The following is a 15258-nucleotide window of genomic DNA, read 5'->3' as shown; positions in this document are numbered from 1 at the left end:
GGGCGTTGCGCTCCATATTGTCTTACTTCCTTTTTTGAATTACTGCATAGCACAATTGATTCGTACGACGCCGACTTTGATGAGTCGGCTTTTTTTTGCCTGTTATTTATCAGCGTCTACCCTTTAAGAGTCCACCCAATGACCGGAGGGAAATATGACGACACTTATTTATTTGCAAATTCCTGTCCCTGAACCGATTCCTGGCGATCCTGTTCCAGTGCCCGATCCGATCCCTCGCCCGCAACCCATGCCTGACCCACCACCCGATGAAGAACCGATTAAATTGTCGCATCGTGAGCGTAGATCTGCGAGGATACGCGCCTGCTAACTTTGCGTCGATGACCACGAGAATAGATTGTGACCGCTTTTTCTACCCTGAATGTTTTGCCTCCCGCCCAACTCACGAACCTTAATGAGTTGGGTTATTTAACCATGACGCAGGTGCAGGCCGCCGCGCTTCCGGCGATCCTTGCCGGAAAAGATGTTCGCGTGCAGGCGAAAACCGGCAGCGGCAAAACGGCGGCTTTTGGCCTCGGGCTGCTACAGAAAATTGATGCGTCGCTATTTCAGACCCAGGCTTTAGTGCTGTGTCCTACGCGTGAACTGGCGGATCAGGTGGCAGGTGAATTGCGTCGGCTGGCGCGTTTTCTGCCAAATACCAAAATTTTGACTTTGTGCGGTGGTCAACCGTTCGGTATGCAGCGTGATTCGTTGCAACATGCGCCGCATATTATCGTGGCAACCCCGGGTCGTTTGCTGGACCATCTGCAAAAAGGCACGGTATCACTGGATGCGCTGAATACTTTGGTGATGGATGAGGCCGACCGCATGCTGGATATGGGATTTAGCGACGCCATTGATGATGTCATCCGTTTTGCGCCAGCATCTCGACAGACGCTTCTGTTTTCGGCAACCTGGCCGGAAGCCATCGCCGCAATCAGCGGACGAGTGCAACGCGATCCTTTAGCGATTGAAATTGACTCAACAGATGCTCTGCCTCCCATTGAACAACAATTTTATGAGACATTCAGCAAAGGCAAAATTCCGTTGTTGCAACGGTTATTAAGTTTGCATCAGCCATCCTCTTGCGTGGTGTTTTGCAATACCAAAAAAGATTGCCAGGCTGTCTGTGACGCGCTGAATGAAGTAGGGCAAAGTGCATTGTCGTTACACGGCGATCTGGAGCAACGCGATCGCGATCAGACTCTGGTACGTTTTGCTAACGGTAGCGCCCGTGTACTGGTCGCGACTGATGTTGCTGCGCGTGGTCTGGATATTAAATCGCTTGAGCTGGTAGTGAACTTTGAACTGGCGTGGGACCCTGAAGTTCATGTACATCGCATCGGTCGTACAGCGCGTGCAGGAAATAGCGGTCTGGCGATCAGTTTCTGTGCCCCGGAAGAAGCACAGCGGGCCAATATCATTTCTGACATGTTGCAGATAAAACTTAACTGGCAAACGCCGCCAGCTAATAGTTCCATTGTGCCGCTGGAAGCCGAAATGGCAACGTTATGTATCGATGGCGGGAAAAAAGCCAAAATGCGCCCGGGTGATGTATTAGGTGCGCTGACAGGAGATATCGGGCTTGATGGCGCAGATATTGGCAAAATCGCCGTGCATCCGGCGCATGTCTATGTCGCGGTGCGTCAGGCTGTTGCTCATAAAGCATGGAAACAGTTACAGGGCGGGAAGATTAAAGGAAAAACGTGCCGGGTGCGGTTATTAAAATAATGAAATGTTGAATCGCAGGGTGCAAGAGTCAATATCTTCTTCGGGATTGCCGGATGCGACGCTGGCCGCGTCTTCTCCGGCCTCCATAAGAGTAGCCCGATAAGCTTGCGCATCGGGCGCTATCCGGGTTATTTCACTTCAACCACATTCAGTCGTAACTCATCCAACTGATTTTCATCTTCTTCAGGCTGCCAACCCGCCGGTTGTAGAGGGATCTCTTCGCGATCAAACGCCAGATCACCCCCGTTAACCACTTCAGAACCGTGGGTAATGCCTTTGAAATCGAACAGGTTGGTATCGCACAGATGCGATGGCACCACATTCTGCATCGCGCTGAACATCGTCTCGATACGCCCCGGATAACGTTTATCCCAGTCACGCAACATGTCAGCAATCACCTGACGTTGCAGGTTAGGCTGTGAACCGCACAGGTTGCACGGAATAATCGGGAACGCTTTTGCATCGGCAAAGCGCTGAATATCTTTCTCGCGGCAGTAGGCCAGCGGGCGAATCACGATATGTTTGCCATCATCGCTCATCAGTTTCGGAGGCATACCTTTCATCTTGCCGCCGTAGAACATATTTAAGAACAGCGTTTGCAGGATATCGTCACGATGGTGACCCAACGCGATCTTCGTCGCCCCCAGTTCCGTTGCGGTGCGATAAAGGATACCGCGACGAAGACGAGAACACAGTGAGCAAGTGGTTTTGCCCTCCGGAATCTTCTCTTTCACGATACCGTAAGTGTTCTCTTCCACAATCTTGTACTCAACGCCCAGCTTTTCAAGATACTCGGGCAGAACGTGTTCCGGAAAGCCCGGTTGTTTTTGATCGAGGTTAACAGCCACCAGCGAAAAATTGATTGGCGCGCTTTGCTGCAAATTGCGCAGAATTTCCAGCATGGTATAGCTGTCTTTACCCCCGGAGAGGCAAACCATGATGCGATCGCCTTCTTCAATCATATTGAAGTCAGCAATGGCTTCGCCCACGTTACGACGCAGACGTTTTTGTAATTTGTTCAGATTGTATTGTTCTTTCTTACTAATTTCTTGATTTTGCGACATTTAAAAGCGACTCAATTCGTTATATGGCATCAGAAGAGTATGCGTCATGCCGGAACGCCCAGCATAAGAAATCTGATATAAAAACTGTGGCGTGTATGGTACGGATTAGAGGGGAAAATGTCAGCACATTTGCGAAATGAATCAAAAAGCCCGCAGCAATGTGCGGGCGTTAGTGTCAGCGCACAACCAGCACGGAGCACTCTGCGTGACGCACTACAGCTGCGGCGTTAGAACCGAGCAGATAAGTGGTGATATCCGGTCGATGGGAAGCAATGATGATCATATGAGCGGGGATCTTCTTCGCCAATTCCAGAATGCGGTCTTTGGGCGAGCCTTCCTCAACATGGACATGCACTCTGTCGGTTGGTAGTTTAAATTTTTTAATGATCTCTTCCAGTTGCGATTTGGCTTCCGCTTTCAGGTCATCCATTGCCGGTAATTCTGCGGAATACGCTAAACCCAGAGAGGCATAGTAGGGCAGTGAAGGTATTACCGTCAGGAAATGAACCTCTGCATCATCAATCTTTGCCTCTGCCTCAACGTGGCTAATCACGCGTTGAGTTAATTCTGAATCGGAAATATCGATAGGGACAAGAATCGTTCTGTTCATAAAACCTCCTGTTTTAGTATCCGCATAAAGTGTAACGCCAGATGACACTTTTTGTGTAATGACGGAGTTCACATTTTTAATTTAGATCAAAGGAGGAAGAATAAGCAGAAAAAGCCCGCCATAACAGCGGGCAGGAGGATTTAGAACTGATAAACCAGACCTAAAGCGACAATATCATCGGTAGAGATGCCGTTGGCAGCGTAGAAGCTGTCATCTTCATCCAACAGGTTGATTTTATAGTCAACGTAGGTGGACATATTTTTGTTGAAATAGTAAGTCGCGCCAACATCGGCGTATTTAACCAGATCTTTATCATCAACACCTGCCGGGTTGTCTGCACCACCGGCAGCGTGAAGGTCACGGCCTTTAGACATCAGGAAAGAGACTGCCGGACGCAGACCAAAATCAAACTGGTACTGTGCAGTAACTTCAAAGTTCTGGGTTTTGTTCGCAACTGCATAATCGCTGTCGCCAAACGGGGTCATGTTACGCGTTTCTGAATACATGGTTGCCAGGTAAATATTGTTAGCATCGTATTTTAGCCCAGCAGTCCACGCGTCTGCTTTATCACCACCTGCCGCAGTATGGTTAACCTGGTCATTGGTGCGGTCAGATGAGGTGTATGCCGCACCAGCGCTAAAGCCCATGCCTAAATCATATGTTGTGGAAAGACCCCAGCCGTCACCGTTTTCATGGCGAACATCACGTCCGTTGTTGGTGCCTTCCTGACCATTACTGGCACCTTCGTTGTTACCTTGATACTGCACTGCGAAGTTCAGACCATTTACCAGACCGAAGAAATCAGTATTACGATAAGTCGCGACGCCGTTGGCACGACCAGTCATAAAGTTGTCTGCATTGGTATAAGAGTCACCGCCAAATTCAGGCAGCATATCGGTCCAGCCTTCGATGTCGTACATTACGCCATAATTACGTCCGTAATCGAAAGAACCGTAATCTGCAAATTTCAGTCCGGCAAATGCCAGACGGGTCCATGACTGGTTTGTTGAAGATTCAGTGTTGTTTGCCTGAATATTGTATTCCCATTGACCGTAGCCAGTGAGTTGATCGTTAATTTGGGTTTCGCCTTTAAAACCCAGACGCGCATAGCTCTGGTCGCCATCTTTCGCTGAATTATCAGAAAAATAATGCAGGCCATCAACTTTGCCATACAGATCTAATTTGTTGCCGTCTTTATTATAAACTTCGGCTGCATGTGCAGCACCTGCGGCGAGCAGGGCAGGAATTAAGAGTGCCAGTACTTTGCTTTTCATTGAATAAATCCTTTAGTTATTTTATTTGCCTTTTATCCCCATTTCGGGGAGTGAAAACATCCTAAAGGAGAAGTTCAGTTAGACGATAAATATCATTTGTTACGCCTTAAGTAAAACCTTAATCAAATAATTCTACGGAAATGATGATAAGTTTGGTGAATATATTGTTGGCGACATATACAAAATAAAAATTATACATTTAAATAGTGATGCGTTATTCTTCGCGGGTTATATGCCTTTATTGTCACAAAGATTATTTTCTGTTGGACCCTTGTTACTATTTATCCAACAAATAATGAGACAAGCCCGAACAGTCGTCCGGGCTTTTTTTTAGAATTGGATAATCCTTATCCAGAGCATTTAATCGGTGTTGCTTTTTTCCGCTTTTCCGGCCATTTGTGCCAGGAAGTCATAGCGTTTTTGCAAATCAGCTGCAGCATCTTTCCATAACTGTTCTGCCACTTCTGGCTGCTGCGAATTCAGACGACGGAAACGTTGCTCATGAAGTAACGTTTCTTCCAGTGCTTCTGACGGCGGGCGTGAATCCAGTGCCAGCGGCAGTTTGCCTTCATCGGCTCGACGTGGATCAAAGCGATATAGCGGCCAGAAGCCGGTAGCAGTGAGTTGGCGCATCTGGTCGTGGCTGAGAGCCAGATCGTAACCATGCTCTTCACACGGGCTATAAGCAATGATCAGCGATGGTCCCGGATACGCTTCCGCTTCCTGAATCGCTTTCACCGTCTGGTTCAGCTGCGCGCCGAGAGAAATCTGCGCCACATAAACATGACCGTACATCATCATACTGACGCCAAGATCTTTACGCGCTTTACGTTTGCCGTGCTCGCCGAACTTAGTTACTGCACCCAGCGGTGTCGCTTTCGACGCCTGACCACCAGTGTTGGAATAGCATTGCGTATCCAGCACCAGAATGTTGACGTTTTCCGTCAGGCTCAATACATGATCCAGACCGCCAAAGCCAATATCGTAAGCCCAGCCATCGCCACCAATCAGCCAGATTGATTTTTCCACCAGTGCATCTGCGTCACGCAGCAGTTCATGTGCTTCGGCAACATCGTTGAGTTGCTGGCGTAAAGCTGCGACCTGTTCACGACGAACCTCTGGCGTGGCGTCTGATTTCAACGCAGTCAGTAATTCCGCCGGGATTTTATCGGCAAATTGATCCAGCAGACGCAGCACGCGGACACGGTGTTGATCGACCGTAAGGCGGAAACCAAGGCCGAATTCGGCGTTATCTTCAAACAGCGAGTTCGCCCATGCCGGTCCACGACCGTTGGCATCAGTGGTATATGGTGTGGAGGGCAGGTTACCACCATAAATTGAAGAACAACCCGTAGCGTTAGCGATCAACATCCGATCGCCATAGAGCTGAGTCAGCAATTTAATATACGGCGTCTCGCCACAACCGGAGCAAGCACCGGAATATTCAAACAGCGGTGTAATCAGCTGTGATGTACGAATATCAATACGTTCCAGTTTGCTACGGTCGATTTCTGGCAGGTTGAGGAAGAAATCGTAATTGATTTTCTCTTCTTCGACATGTTCCAGCCGCGACATCATATTGATGGCTTTAATCTCTGGATTCTGACGGTCTTTCGCCGGGCAAACTTCGACGCACAGGTTACAGCCGGTGCAATCTTCCGGTGCCACCTGCAAGACATATTTCTGCCCGCGCATATCACGCGATTTCACATCCAGCGAATGCAGGCTGGCAGGGGCGTTTTCCATCGCTTCAGGCGGTACCACTTTTGCGCGAATAGCTGAGTGTGGGCAAGCAGCGACGCAGTGGTTACATTGGGTACAGAGTTCCTCTTTCCAGATGGGGATCTCTTCGGCGATATTGCGTTTTTCCCAGCGCGTGGTGCCCATCGGCCAGGTGCCGTCTGGCGGCAGCGCCGAAACGGGGAGGGCATCACCAAGCCCGGCGAGCATCGCCGCGGTTACGGTTTTCACGAAATCAGGGGCGGCATCGGAAACCACTGGCGGTCGATTGGCGCTGTGCGGATTTACTGGTTGCAGCGGAACTTCTTCTACGGATTCACGTGCCAGCGCCAGAGCCTGCCAGTTGCGTTCCACCAGATCCTGACCTTTGCTACTGTAACTTTTGGCAATCGCACCCTGCAATTCTGCGAGGGCGCTATCGCCAGGCAGAATTTGCGTAAGATGGAAAAAAGCCATCTGCATGACGGTATTAATACGGGCCGCCAGGCCACATTCGCGGGCGATTTTCGCCGCGTTAATCACATAGAAGCGCGCTTTTTTCTGGTTTAACACGGCCTGAACTTCCTGCGGCAAGCGCGACCATACTTCATCTGCGCTGTACGGCGTGTTGAGCAGGAAAATGCCGCCAGGTTTTAAACGTTCAGCCATCTGATATTTATCAATAAACTGCAACTGGTGGCAGCCAACAAAATCAGCCTGGGAAATCAGATAAGCGGAACGAATCGGCTGTTCGCTCACGCGAAGGTGAGAAACCGTCAGGCCGCCCGCCTTTTTGGAGTCGTAAACAAAATAGCCCTGTGCGTACCACGGCGTGGAATTACCGATAATCTTGATATTGTTTTTGGTCGCGGAAACGCTGCCATCACTACCAAGGCCATAAAACAAGGCTTCAAGTTTCGCCGAGTTTGGCAGGGTGTTTTCCGGCAACGGCAGTGACAGATTGGTCACATCATCGTAAATACCAACCGTAAAGCGCGCTTTCGGTTTAGCCGCGTTGAGCTCGGCAAATACCGCCAGTACACAGTCCGGGCCAAATTCTTTGGATGAAAGACCATAGCGCCCACCAATGACACGGGGCAGGGTTTCGCGCTCGCCATTATTAAAGGCTTCTGCCAGTGCGGTCATCACATCCAGATAGAGCGGTTCTGCCTGGGCACCGGGTTCTTTGGTTCTGTCCAGTACCGCCACGCTGCATACGGATCCCGGCAGAGCTTGTAGCAAGTGTTTGGCGGAGAAGGGACGGTACAGGCGAACTTTCAGCACGCCGACTTTTTCGCCACGGGTCAGCAATTCATCAACCACTTCTTCACAGGTGCCAATGGCAGAGCCCATCAGGATAATCACCCGTTCCGCTTGTGGATGCCCGTAATACTCAAACGGCTGATACTGGCGACCTGTCGCGGCAGCGAAATCATTCATCGCCTGTTCAACATGGTCATAGACTGCGTTGTACCATGGGTTGGTGGCTTCGCGAGACTGGAAATAAGTGTCAGGATTGGCGGACGTACCGCGGATCACCGGATGTTCCGGGTTGAGCGCCCGGGCGCGATGAGCATCAATTTCGGCCTGCGGCATGAGATCAAGAATAGTGTCATCGGCCAGCGGGACAATTTTATTGATTTCGTGGGACGTGCGGAAACCATCAAAGAAATGAATAAATGGCACGCGGCTCTTCAGCGTTGCGATGTGCGAAATGAGAGCAAAGTCTTGCGCTTCCTGGACGTTAGCCGCACACAACATCGCGCAACCCGTCTGGCGCACCGCCATAACGTCGGAATGATCGCCAAAAATAGAGAGTGCATGTGTGGCAACGGTACGTGCCGCTACATGCAGGACAAATGGCGTCAGTTCGCCTGCCAGTTTGTACAGCGTCGGGATCATCAGCAGCAAACCCTGCGATGACGTAAACGATGTTGAAAGGGCACCCGTCTGCAAAGCGCCATGCACGGTAGCGATAGCACCCGCTTCCGACTGCATTTCAACCACGCGTGGTGTGTCTCCCCAAACGTTCTTCAAGCCGTTTCCGGCCCAGGCATCAGCCTGTTCTGCCATCGTGGAACTGGGGGTAATAGGGTAGATGGCGATAACTTCACTGGTGCGAAACGCCACCGAAGCAACCGCGCCATTACCGTCAATAGTAATCATATGACACCCTTACATTGCGCAAATGAGGGGCGCACGAAATTGCTGCGCGCCCAGTAGTTATCTTTCAATTTTAGCAAATGGCTTTCTTCTGCATTTTCGCTTTTGTGTCCCCCACATCAGCGTAATGAATGTTTTGATCAAACAGAGGGCAAAAAAATAGCCATAAAAAAGTAAAAATGCGGGGCAACGCGCAGGACAGCTCTCGACGCCGCCCTCTGTGCTGCCTATTATTTATGGCGGTGTCGTTTGGCTTGAAGATCAGAGGAAGAAAAGATGCGAGCAGCGTTTTGGGTAGGGTGTGCCGCTTTATTATTGTCGGCGTGTAGTAGTGAACCTGTTCAGCAGGCGACTGCGGCGCACGTAGCGCCAGGTTTAAAAGCGTCGATGTCCAGTAGTGGAGAAGCAAATTGTGCAATGATCGGCGGTTCGCTTTCTGTTGCCCGTCAACTGGATGGTACGGCGATTGGGATGTGTGCATTACCCAACGGCAAACGCTGTAGCGAACAGTCACTTGCCGCCGGGAGCTGTGGCAGCTATTAATTCATTAAATCCGCCAGCTTATAAGTTAATGTCTGTTTCGCGGTCGCCAGCGTTAACTGGTTCGCAGTCAGATCCACTTGTGCACCTTCTTTCAGCATTTCGCTAATGGTGTTATCGAGTTCATTAAGCTGTGGGTTGGCGCACATCATACGGGTCATTGCCAGTCCTTTGGCTGTCAGTTCACCATTAGACAGTTTGCCTTCACCGCTAAAGCGGTTACACATGCTGCCGGAAATCATCATCTTTTCACCAAAGCTGATTTCTGGCGGATTTTTATCGCTGGTCACGGGCTTACCGTTTACGCTTTCCAGCACAAAGCGATGATGCTGTAGCTGTTCTGGGGTTACAGCAATTTTGTCATTACTTACACATCCCGCCATCAGCAGGCTTAGCGCAACAAACGCGGCTACTTTCTTCATTGTGGTTCTCAATTACAGTTTCTGACTCAGGGCTATTTTAAGAATAGAGGATGAAAGGTCTTTGGGGATTATCTGAATAAGCTCCCCTGGAATGCAGGGGAGCGGCAAGATTAAACCAGTTCGTTCGGGCAGGTTTCGCCTTTTTCCAGATTGCTTAAGTTTTGCAGCGTAGTCTGAGAAATACTGGTCAGAGCTTCTGCTGTCAGGAATGCCTGGTGCCCGGTAAACAGCACGTTGTGGCAGGCAGACAGACGACGGAATACGTCATCCTGGATTACGTCGTTGGATTTATCTTCAAAGAACAGATCGCGTTCGTTTTCATACACGTCCATACCCAACGAACCAATTTTCTGATTTTTCAGCGCTTCAATTGCCGCCTGAGAATCAATCAATGCACCGCGACTGGTATTGACGATCATCACGCCATTTTTCATCTGTTCGAAGGCAGCTTCGTTCAACAGATGATAGTTTTCCGGTGTCAGCGGGCAGTGCAGAGAGATAACGTCTGATTCAGAGAACAGGGTTGGCAGATCGACATACTCCACACCGAGTTCCAGTGCCGCCGCACTTGGATACGGATCGAACGCCAGCAGACGCATACCAAAACCTTTCAGAATGCGCAGCATCGCCACACCGATTTTGCCGGTACCGATAACGCCTGCCGTTTTGCCATACATAGTAAAGCCGGTCAGACCTTCCAGAGAGAAGTTGGCGTCACGGGTACGCTGATACGCGCGGTGAATACGGCGGTTCAGCGTCATCATCATACCGATGGCATGTTCAGCAACGGCTTCTGGATCATAGGCTGGAACACGGACTACTTTCAGCCCCAGTTCTTTTGCCGCGTCAAGGTCGACGTTATTGAAACCGGCACAGCGCAGGGCGATATATTTAACGCCGTGCTTTTTCAGCTCTTCCAGCACCGGGCGGCTGCCGTCATCGTTTACGAAAATACATACCGCTTCGCAGCCATTGGCAGTTTTAGCGGTTTTTTCCGTCAGCAGAAAGTCAAAAAATTCCAGCTCAAAGCCAAAGGACTCGTTCACCTGTTGCAGGTACTTCTTGTCGTACTGTTTTGTGCTATAAACGGCGAGTTTCATAAGACTTTCTCCAGTGATGTTGAATCACATTTAAGCTACTAAAAATATTTTACAAAATTTCAAATATAATTGAAAGCTATGGCGATATTGAAAAATTCATCAACAACTATGCTTAGTGTAGGCGCAACCTTCAACTGAACGGTTAAACATGCCACAATACCCGTATTGAATGCTTAATTTTTCGCTAAATCAGGATATTAACTACCCATGCTGGGTAAATATAAAGCCGTTCTCGCGCTGTTATTACTGATTATTCTTGTGCCGTTGACGCTGCTGATGACGCTCGGGCTGTGGGTTCCCACGCTGGCGGGCATCTGGCTACCGCTCGGGACACGTATTGCATTAGATGAAAGCCCACGCATTACGCGTAAAGGTTTAATCATCCCCGATCTCCGTTATCTGGTGGGAGATTGTCAGCTTGCGCATATCACCAACGCCAGCCTTTCACATCCGAGCCGCTGGTTATTGAACGTCGGCACGGTAGAACTTGATTCTGCTTGTCTGGCGAAATTGCCGCAGACGGAGCAATCGCCTGCCGCTCCAAAAACCCTCGCGCAGTGGCAGGCCATGTTGCCTAACACCTGGATCAATATCGATAAACTGATTTTTTCTCCCTGGCAGGAGTGGCAGGGAAAACTCTCTCTCGCATTAACCTCTGATATCCAGCAACTGCGTTATCAGGGCGAAAAAGTTAAATTTCAAGGCCAGCTGAAAGGGCAGCAACTTACAGTCAGCGAACTGGATGTCGTCGCGTTTGAAAATCAGCCGCCGGTTAAACTGGTGGGGGAATTTACTATGCCGCTCGTGCCGGATGGACTTCCTGTAAGTGGGCATGCTACTGCGACGTTAAACTTGCCGCAGGAACCGTCACTGGTGGATGCAGAGCTGGACTGGCAGGAAAATAGCGGGCAATTGATTGTGCTGGCACGGGATAACGGCGATCCGTTGTTCGATTTGCCGTGGCAAATTACTCGTCAACAATTGACCGTAAGCGATGGTCGCTGGAGTTGGCCGTATGCAGGTTTTCCTTTGAGTGGCAGACTGGGTGTCAAAGTCGACAACTGGCAGGCAGGGCTCGAGAACGCTCTGGTCAGCGGACGACTGAGTGTGCTGACCCAGGGGCAAGCGGGTAAGGGCAACGCGGTGCTTAATTTTGGCCCTGGAAAATTAAGCATGGATAACAGCCAGCTGCCTATGCAGCTGACCGGTGAAGCGAAACAGGCGGATCTCATTTTATATGCCCGTTTACCTGCGCAGCTAAGTGGAAGTCTGACTGACCCAACGTTGACCTTTGAGCCAGGCGCGTTACTTCGTTCAAAGGGAAGAGTCATCGATTCGCTGGACATCGATGAAATCCGCTGGCCTTTAGCGGGTGTAAAAGTCACCCAACGTGGTGTTGACGGACGTTTGCAGGCCATTTTGCAGGCGCATGAAAATGAACTGGGCGATTTCGTGCTGCATATGGATGGACTGGCGAATGATTTTCTCCCTGACGCTGGCCGCTGGCAGTGGCGCTACTGGGGAAAAGGCAGTTTTACACCGATGAATGCCACCTGGGATGTCGCAGGAAAGGGTGAGTGGCATGACAGCACGATTACGCTGACCGATCTCTCCACCGGTTTCGACCAGTTACAATACGGTACGATGACGGTAGAAAAGCCGCGACTAATTCTCGACAAGCCCGTCGTCTGGGTACGTGACGCACAGCATCCCTCCTTTAGCGGCGCGCTGTCACTGGACGCCGGGCAAACGCTGTTCACTGGTGGCAGTGTGTTACCGCCATCAACCTTAAAATTTAGCGTCGATGGACGCGATCCGACGTATTTCCTCTTTAAAGGCGATTTACATGCTGGTGAGATTGGCCCGGTTCGGTTAAATGGTCGCTGGGACGGTATTCGTCTGCGCGGTAACGCCTGGTGGCCTAAACAATCACTGACCGTATTCCAGCCGCTGGTGCCACCCGACTGGAAGATGAACTTACGCGATGGCGAACTATATGCCCAGGTCGCATTTTCTGCTGCGCCTGAACAAGAATTCCGCGCGGGAGGGCACGGTGTGTTGAAAGGCGGTAGTGCCTGGATGCCAGATAATCAGGTTAACAGTGTCGATTTTGTCCTGCCTTTCCGTTTTGCCGATGGAGCCTGGCATCTGGGGACTCGCGGCCCCGTTACGTTGCGAATTGCCGAAGTGATTAATCTGGTGACAGCGAAAAATATTACGGCTGATTTGCAAGGTCGTTATCCGTGGACTGAAGAAGAACCATTGCTGTTGACTGATGTTAGCGTTGATGTGTTAGGCGGTAACGTGCTGATGAAACAATTACGTATGCCGCAACATGACCCGGCGCTGTTGCGGCTGAATAATCTTTCCTCCAGCGAACTGGTTAGCGCCGTCAATCCGAAACAATTCGCCATGTCCGGGGCATTTAGTGGTGCATTGCCGTTATGGCTAAACAACGAAAAATGGATAGTGAAAGATGGTTGGCTGGCAAATAGCGGGCCAATGACCTTGCGGCTGGATAAAGACACCGCAGATGCGGTGGTGAAAGACAATATGACTGCGGGTTCAGCAATTAACTGGTTGCGCTATATGGAAATTAGCCGTTCATCGACAAAAATTAATTTAGATAATCTCGGTTTATTAACCATGCAGGCCAACATTACAGGTACCAGTCGCGTTGATGGTAAAAGCGGTACGGTAAACCTTAATTACCATCATGAAGAGAATATTTTTACGCTGTGGCGCAGTTTACGCTTTGGCGATAATCTCCAGGCATGGCTGGAGCAGAACGCGCGTCTGCCGGGAAATGACTGTCCGCAAGGAAAAGAGTGTGAGGATAAACAATGAAAATTTTACTGGCTGCGTTGACGTCATCTTTTATGCTGGTTGGCTGTACGCCTCGCATTGAAGTCGCTGCCCCTAAGGAACCGATCACTATCAATATGAACGTTAAAATTGAGCATGAGATCATCATCAAGGCAGACAAAGATGTCGAAGAGCTGCTTGAGACTCGTAGCGATCTTTTCTGAGGCGATGATGAAGAAAACATTACTTCTTTGTACGTTTCTTGTTGGGCTGGTAAGCAGCAATGTAATGGCATTGACTCTGGATGAAGCCAGAACCCAGGGACGGGTAGGTGAAACATTTTACGGTTATCTGGTTGCGCTGAAAACGGATGCTGAAACAGAGAAATTAGTAACAGAGATTAACGCCGCGCGTAAAACGAGCTACCAACAACTGGCAAAGCAAAATAATGTGTCGGTGGATGATATCGCGAAACTTGCCGGGCAAAAGCTCGTAGCTCGGGCCAAACCGGGGGAATATGTACAAGGGATAAACGGTAAATGGGTGCGAAAATTTTGATAGCAAAACTGCAATATCGGGATAATTCTACTGGAGAAGGCGATTAATCTATTTTCCGGAAACAAGATGATTATTCAAAAACTCCTGTCAAATTGCCTTTCGCCCTGAAAATGCATAGTCAAATATCTGTTTTAACTAATTAGCGTTGCTGTACATGCAACGCTAATTAGTTAGCGGAATTTACGTCGATACTCGCCTGGCGTCATCCCAAAGCGTTGCTTAAATACCGTTGAAAAATGACTCTGGTCGGAAAATCCCCAATGAAAGCCAATGCCTGCCAGTTTTTCATCATCTGCGGCATGGCGAATCGCATCTGCACAAAAATCGAGACGACGGTTACGGATATATTGCGCGACTATCAAACCTTTATCGGCAAACTTTATCAGCGCGTAGCGCCTGCTGCTTTAGCGTTCGTTAGTGAAAAAGGTGAAACCTCGGTCGGTGAATTGCCTGCGCCGGGAAGCCTGTATTTTCAACGTTTTGGCGGCTTGAATATTGAACAGGAGGCGTTATGCCAATTTATCAGATAGACGGTCTGACTCCGGTTGTGCCAGAAGAGAGTTTTGTCCATCCGACAGCGGTATTGATCGGCGATGTTATTCTCGGCAAGGGCGTTTACGTTGGGCCAAATGCCAGCCTGCGTGGCGATTTTGGTCGTATCGTGGTGAAAGATGGCGCGAACATTCAGGATAATTGCGTTATGCACGGTTTTCCCGAGCAGGATACTGTCGTGGAAGAAGATGGACATATTGGTCATAGCGCTATCCTTCACGGCTGCATTATCCGCCGCAATGCATTAGTGGGAATGAACGCGGTAGTGATAGACGGTGCGGTGATTGGCGAGAACAGCATTGTTGGCGCATCCGCATTTGTGAAAGCCAAAGCAGAAATGCCAGCTAATTACCTGATTGTCGGCAGCCCGGCGAAAGCGATTCGTGAACTCAGTGAGCAGGAGTTGGCATGGAAAAAGCAGGGTACGCATGAGTACCAGGTGCTGGTGACACGCTGTAAGCAGACGTTACATCAAGTCGAGCCATTGCGGGAAGTTGAACCTGGCAGGCAGCGCCTGGTATTTGATGAGAATCTGCGACCGAAACAGTAACGTCCTGATGCTGGACGTTCTAATTTTTAGCATGTGATACCTAAACCGCAACGCTGATACAGGTTGCGGTTTTTTTATTGCCGAATGCGGGGCTTTACGCGTTTTGTTTTGGTGTCTTTCAGGGCAATAGAGCAACTCATCCAGTAATCTTGTTTACGCCTTCGCATTAT

At 49.7% G+C, this 15258-nt stretch carries 13 protein-coding genes and 2 pseudogenes; 8 read left to right on the top strand and 7 right to left on the bottom strand.

The annotated features are described in order from the left end of the window. Window positions 1-154 precede the first annotated feature (154 nt). Both ynaL and dbpA read left to right on the top strand, forming a co-directional pair. On the top strand, window positions 155-328 hold the full coding sequence (gene ynaL, locus ACJHYW_RS12840) for a protein YnaL (RefSeq protein WP_001296046.1): 174 nt from the start codon (window positions 155-157) through the stop codon (window positions 326-328). Window positions 329-357: 29 nt separating this feature from the next. Further along, window positions 358-1731, top strand: a complete 1374-nt coding sequence (dbpA, locus tag ACJHYW_RS12835; protein ID WP_000123786.1) for an ATP-dependent RNA helicase DbpA — start codon at window positions 358-360, stop codon at window positions 1729-1731. Between the two features lie 128 nt (window positions 1732-1859). On the opposite strand, the gene ttcA is transcribed toward dbpA, so the two are convergent. From ttcA to nifJ, 4 genes are all read right to left on the bottom strand, one after another. Continuing rightward, window positions 1860-2795: a tRNA 2-thiocytidine(32) synthetase TtcA gene (gene ttcA, locus ACJHYW_RS12830; protein WP_000081418.1), complete on the bottom strand. Its 936-nt coding sequence runs from the start codon at window positions 2793-2795 to the stop codon at window positions 1860-1862. A 175-nt stretch (window positions 2796-2970) separates the two neighbouring features. After that, entirely contained in the window at window positions 2971-3405 is a 435-nt protein-coding gene (gene uspF, locus ACJHYW_RS12825) for a universal stress protein UspF (protein WP_001295593.1), read from the bottom strand. 140 nt (window positions 3406-3545) lie between these two features. Next, window positions 3546-4679, bottom strand: a complete 1134-nt coding sequence (gene ompN, locus ACJHYW_RS12820; RefSeq protein WP_000837933.1) for a porin OmpN — start codon at window positions 4677-4679, stop codon at window positions 3546-3548. A 360-nt stretch (window positions 4680-5039) separates the two neighbouring features. Then, on the bottom strand, window positions 5040-8564 hold the full coding sequence (nifJ, locus tag ACJHYW_RS12815) for a pyruvate:ferredoxin (flavodoxin) oxidoreductase (RefSeq protein WP_000628178.1): 3525 nt from the start codon (window positions 8562-8564) through the stop codon (window positions 5040-5042). 273 nt (window positions 8565-8837) lie between these two features. Here nifJ and ACJHYW_RS12810 point away from each other — a divergent pair, with 273 nt between their 5' ends. Next, the gene (locus tag ACJHYW_RS12810) at window positions 8838-9104 is read left to right on the top strand and encodes a DUF333 domain-containing protein (RefSeq protein ID WP_001295715.1); all 267 of its coding nucleotides are present in this window, start codon (window positions 8838-8840) and stop codon (window positions 9102-9104) included. On the opposite strand, the gene hslJ is transcribed toward ACJHYW_RS12810, so the two are convergent. Beyond that, the gene (gene hslJ / locus ACJHYW_RS12805) at window positions 9101-9523 is read right to left on the bottom strand and encodes a heat shock protein HslJ (protein WP_001298828.1); all 423 of its coding nucleotides are present in this window, start codon (window positions 9521-9523) and stop codon (window positions 9101-9103) included. The two genes, ACJHYW_RS12810 and hslJ, sit on opposite strands and share 4 nt — an antisense overlap. A gap of 110 nt (window positions 9524-9633) precedes the next feature. After that, complete coding sequence (gene ldhA, locus ACJHYW_RS12800) at window positions 9634-10623, bottom strand: D-lactate dehydrogenase (protein WP_000762236.1); 990 nt, start codon at window positions 10621-10623, stop codon at window positions 9634-9636. A gap of 207 nt (window positions 10624-10830) precedes the next feature. Here ldhA and ACJHYW_RS12795 point away from each other — a divergent pair, with 207 nt between their 5' ends. From ACJHYW_RS12795 to ACJHYW_RS12785, 3 genes are read left to right on the top strand one after another with little or no spacing between them, the layout of a single operon-like run. Next, window positions 10831-13470, top strand: a complete 2640-nt coding sequence (locus ACJHYW_RS12795) for a YdbH family protein (protein WP_410233362.1) — start codon at window positions 10831-10833, stop codon at window positions 13468-13470. Beyond that, window positions 13467-13652: a YnbE family lipoprotein gene (locus ACJHYW_RS12790; RefSeq protein ID WP_000698145.1), complete on the top strand. Its 186-nt coding sequence runs from the start codon at window positions 13467-13469 to the stop codon at window positions 13650-13652. The genes ACJHYW_RS12795 and ACJHYW_RS12790 overlap by 4 nt, the downstream gene beginning before the upstream one ends. A 4-nt stretch (window positions 13653-13656) precedes the next feature. Continuing rightward, window positions 13657-13986 carry a YdbL family protein gene (locus tag ACJHYW_RS12785; RefSeq protein WP_072275320.1) on the top strand — a complete coding sequence of 110 codons (330 nt, stop codon included), beginning with the start codon at window positions 13657-13659 and terminating at the stop codon, window positions 13984-13986. A 170-nt stretch (window positions 13987-14156) separates the two neighbouring features. Here the strand turns inward: ACJHYW_RS12785 and ACJHYW_RS12780 are convergent. After that, a pseudogene (locus tag ACJHYW_RS12780) lies at window positions 14157-14363 on the bottom strand (helix-turn-helix domain-containing protein); the annotation flags it as partial. Between ACJHYW_RS12780 and ACJHYW_RS12775 the strand changes: the two are divergent. Further along, a pseudogene (locus tag ACJHYW_RS12775) lies at window positions 14364-14516 on the top strand (phenylacetic acid degradation operon negative regulatory protein PaaX); the annotation flags it as partial. After that, on the top strand, window positions 14498-15088 hold the full coding sequence (paaY, locus tag ACJHYW_RS12770; RefSeq protein ID WP_001123442.1) for a phenylacetic acid degradation protein PaaY: 591 nt from the start codon (window positions 14498-14500) through the stop codon (window positions 15086-15088). The pseudogene ACJHYW_RS12775 and the gene paaY, both read left to right, overlap by 19 nt. Window positions 15089-15258 lie beyond the last annotated feature (170 nt).

Origin of the sequence: Escherichia sp. WS3063 (genome assembly GCF_046486595.1) — a bacterium.
GTDB lineage: Bacteria > Pseudomonadota > Gammaproteobacteria > Enterobacterales > Enterobacteriaceae > Escherichia > Escherichia coli.
Note: the sequence above shows the minus strand (reverse complement) of the source record. Positions and strands in the feature narration are given on the sequence as shown.

Coding starts and splice junctions, on each gene's coding strand:
- ynaL (WP_001296046.1), top strand. CDS start 155: ATGACGACACTTATTTATTTGCAAATTCCTGTCCCTGAACCGATTCCT.
- ttcA (WP_000081418.1), bottom strand. CDS start 2,795: ATGTCGCAAAATCAAGAAATTAGTAAGAAAGAACAATACAATCTGAAC.
- uspF (WP_001295593.1), bottom strand. CDS start 3,405: ATGAACAGAACGATTCTTGTCCCTATCGATATTTCCGATTCAGAATTA.
- ompN (WP_000837933.1), bottom strand. CDS start 4,679: ATGAAAAGCAAAGTACTGGCACTCTTAATTCCTGCCCTGCTCGCCGCA.
- nifJ (WP_000628178.1), bottom strand. CDS start 8,564: ATGATTACTATTGACGGTAATGGCGCGGTTGCTTCGGTGGCGTTTCGC.
- ACJHYW_RS12810 (WP_001295715.1), top strand. CDS start 8,838: ATGCGAGCAGCGTTTTGGGTAGGGTGTGCCGCTTTATTATTGTCGGCG.
- hslJ (WP_001298828.1), bottom strand. CDS start 9,523: ATGAAGAAAGTAGCCGCGTTTGTTGCGCTAAGCCTGCTGATGGCGGGA.
- ldhA (WP_000762236.1), bottom strand. CDS start 10,623: ATGAAACTCGCCGTTTATAGCACAAAACAGTACGACAAGAAGTACCTG.
- ACJHYW_RS12795 (WP_410233362.1), top strand. CDS start 10,831: ATGCTGGGTAAATATAAAGCCGTTCTCGCGCTGTTATTACTGATTATT.
- ACJHYW_RS12790 (WP_000698145.1), top strand. CDS start 13,467: ATGAAAATTTTACTGGCTGCGTTGACGTCATCTTTTATGCTGGTTGGC.
- ACJHYW_RS12785 (WP_072275320.1), top strand. CDS start 13,657: ATGATGAAGAAAACATTACTTCTTTGTACGTTTCTTGTTGGGCTGGTA.
- paaY (WP_001123442.1), top strand. CDS start 14,498: ATGCCAATTTATCAGATAGACGGTCTGACTCCGGTTGTGCCAGAAGAG.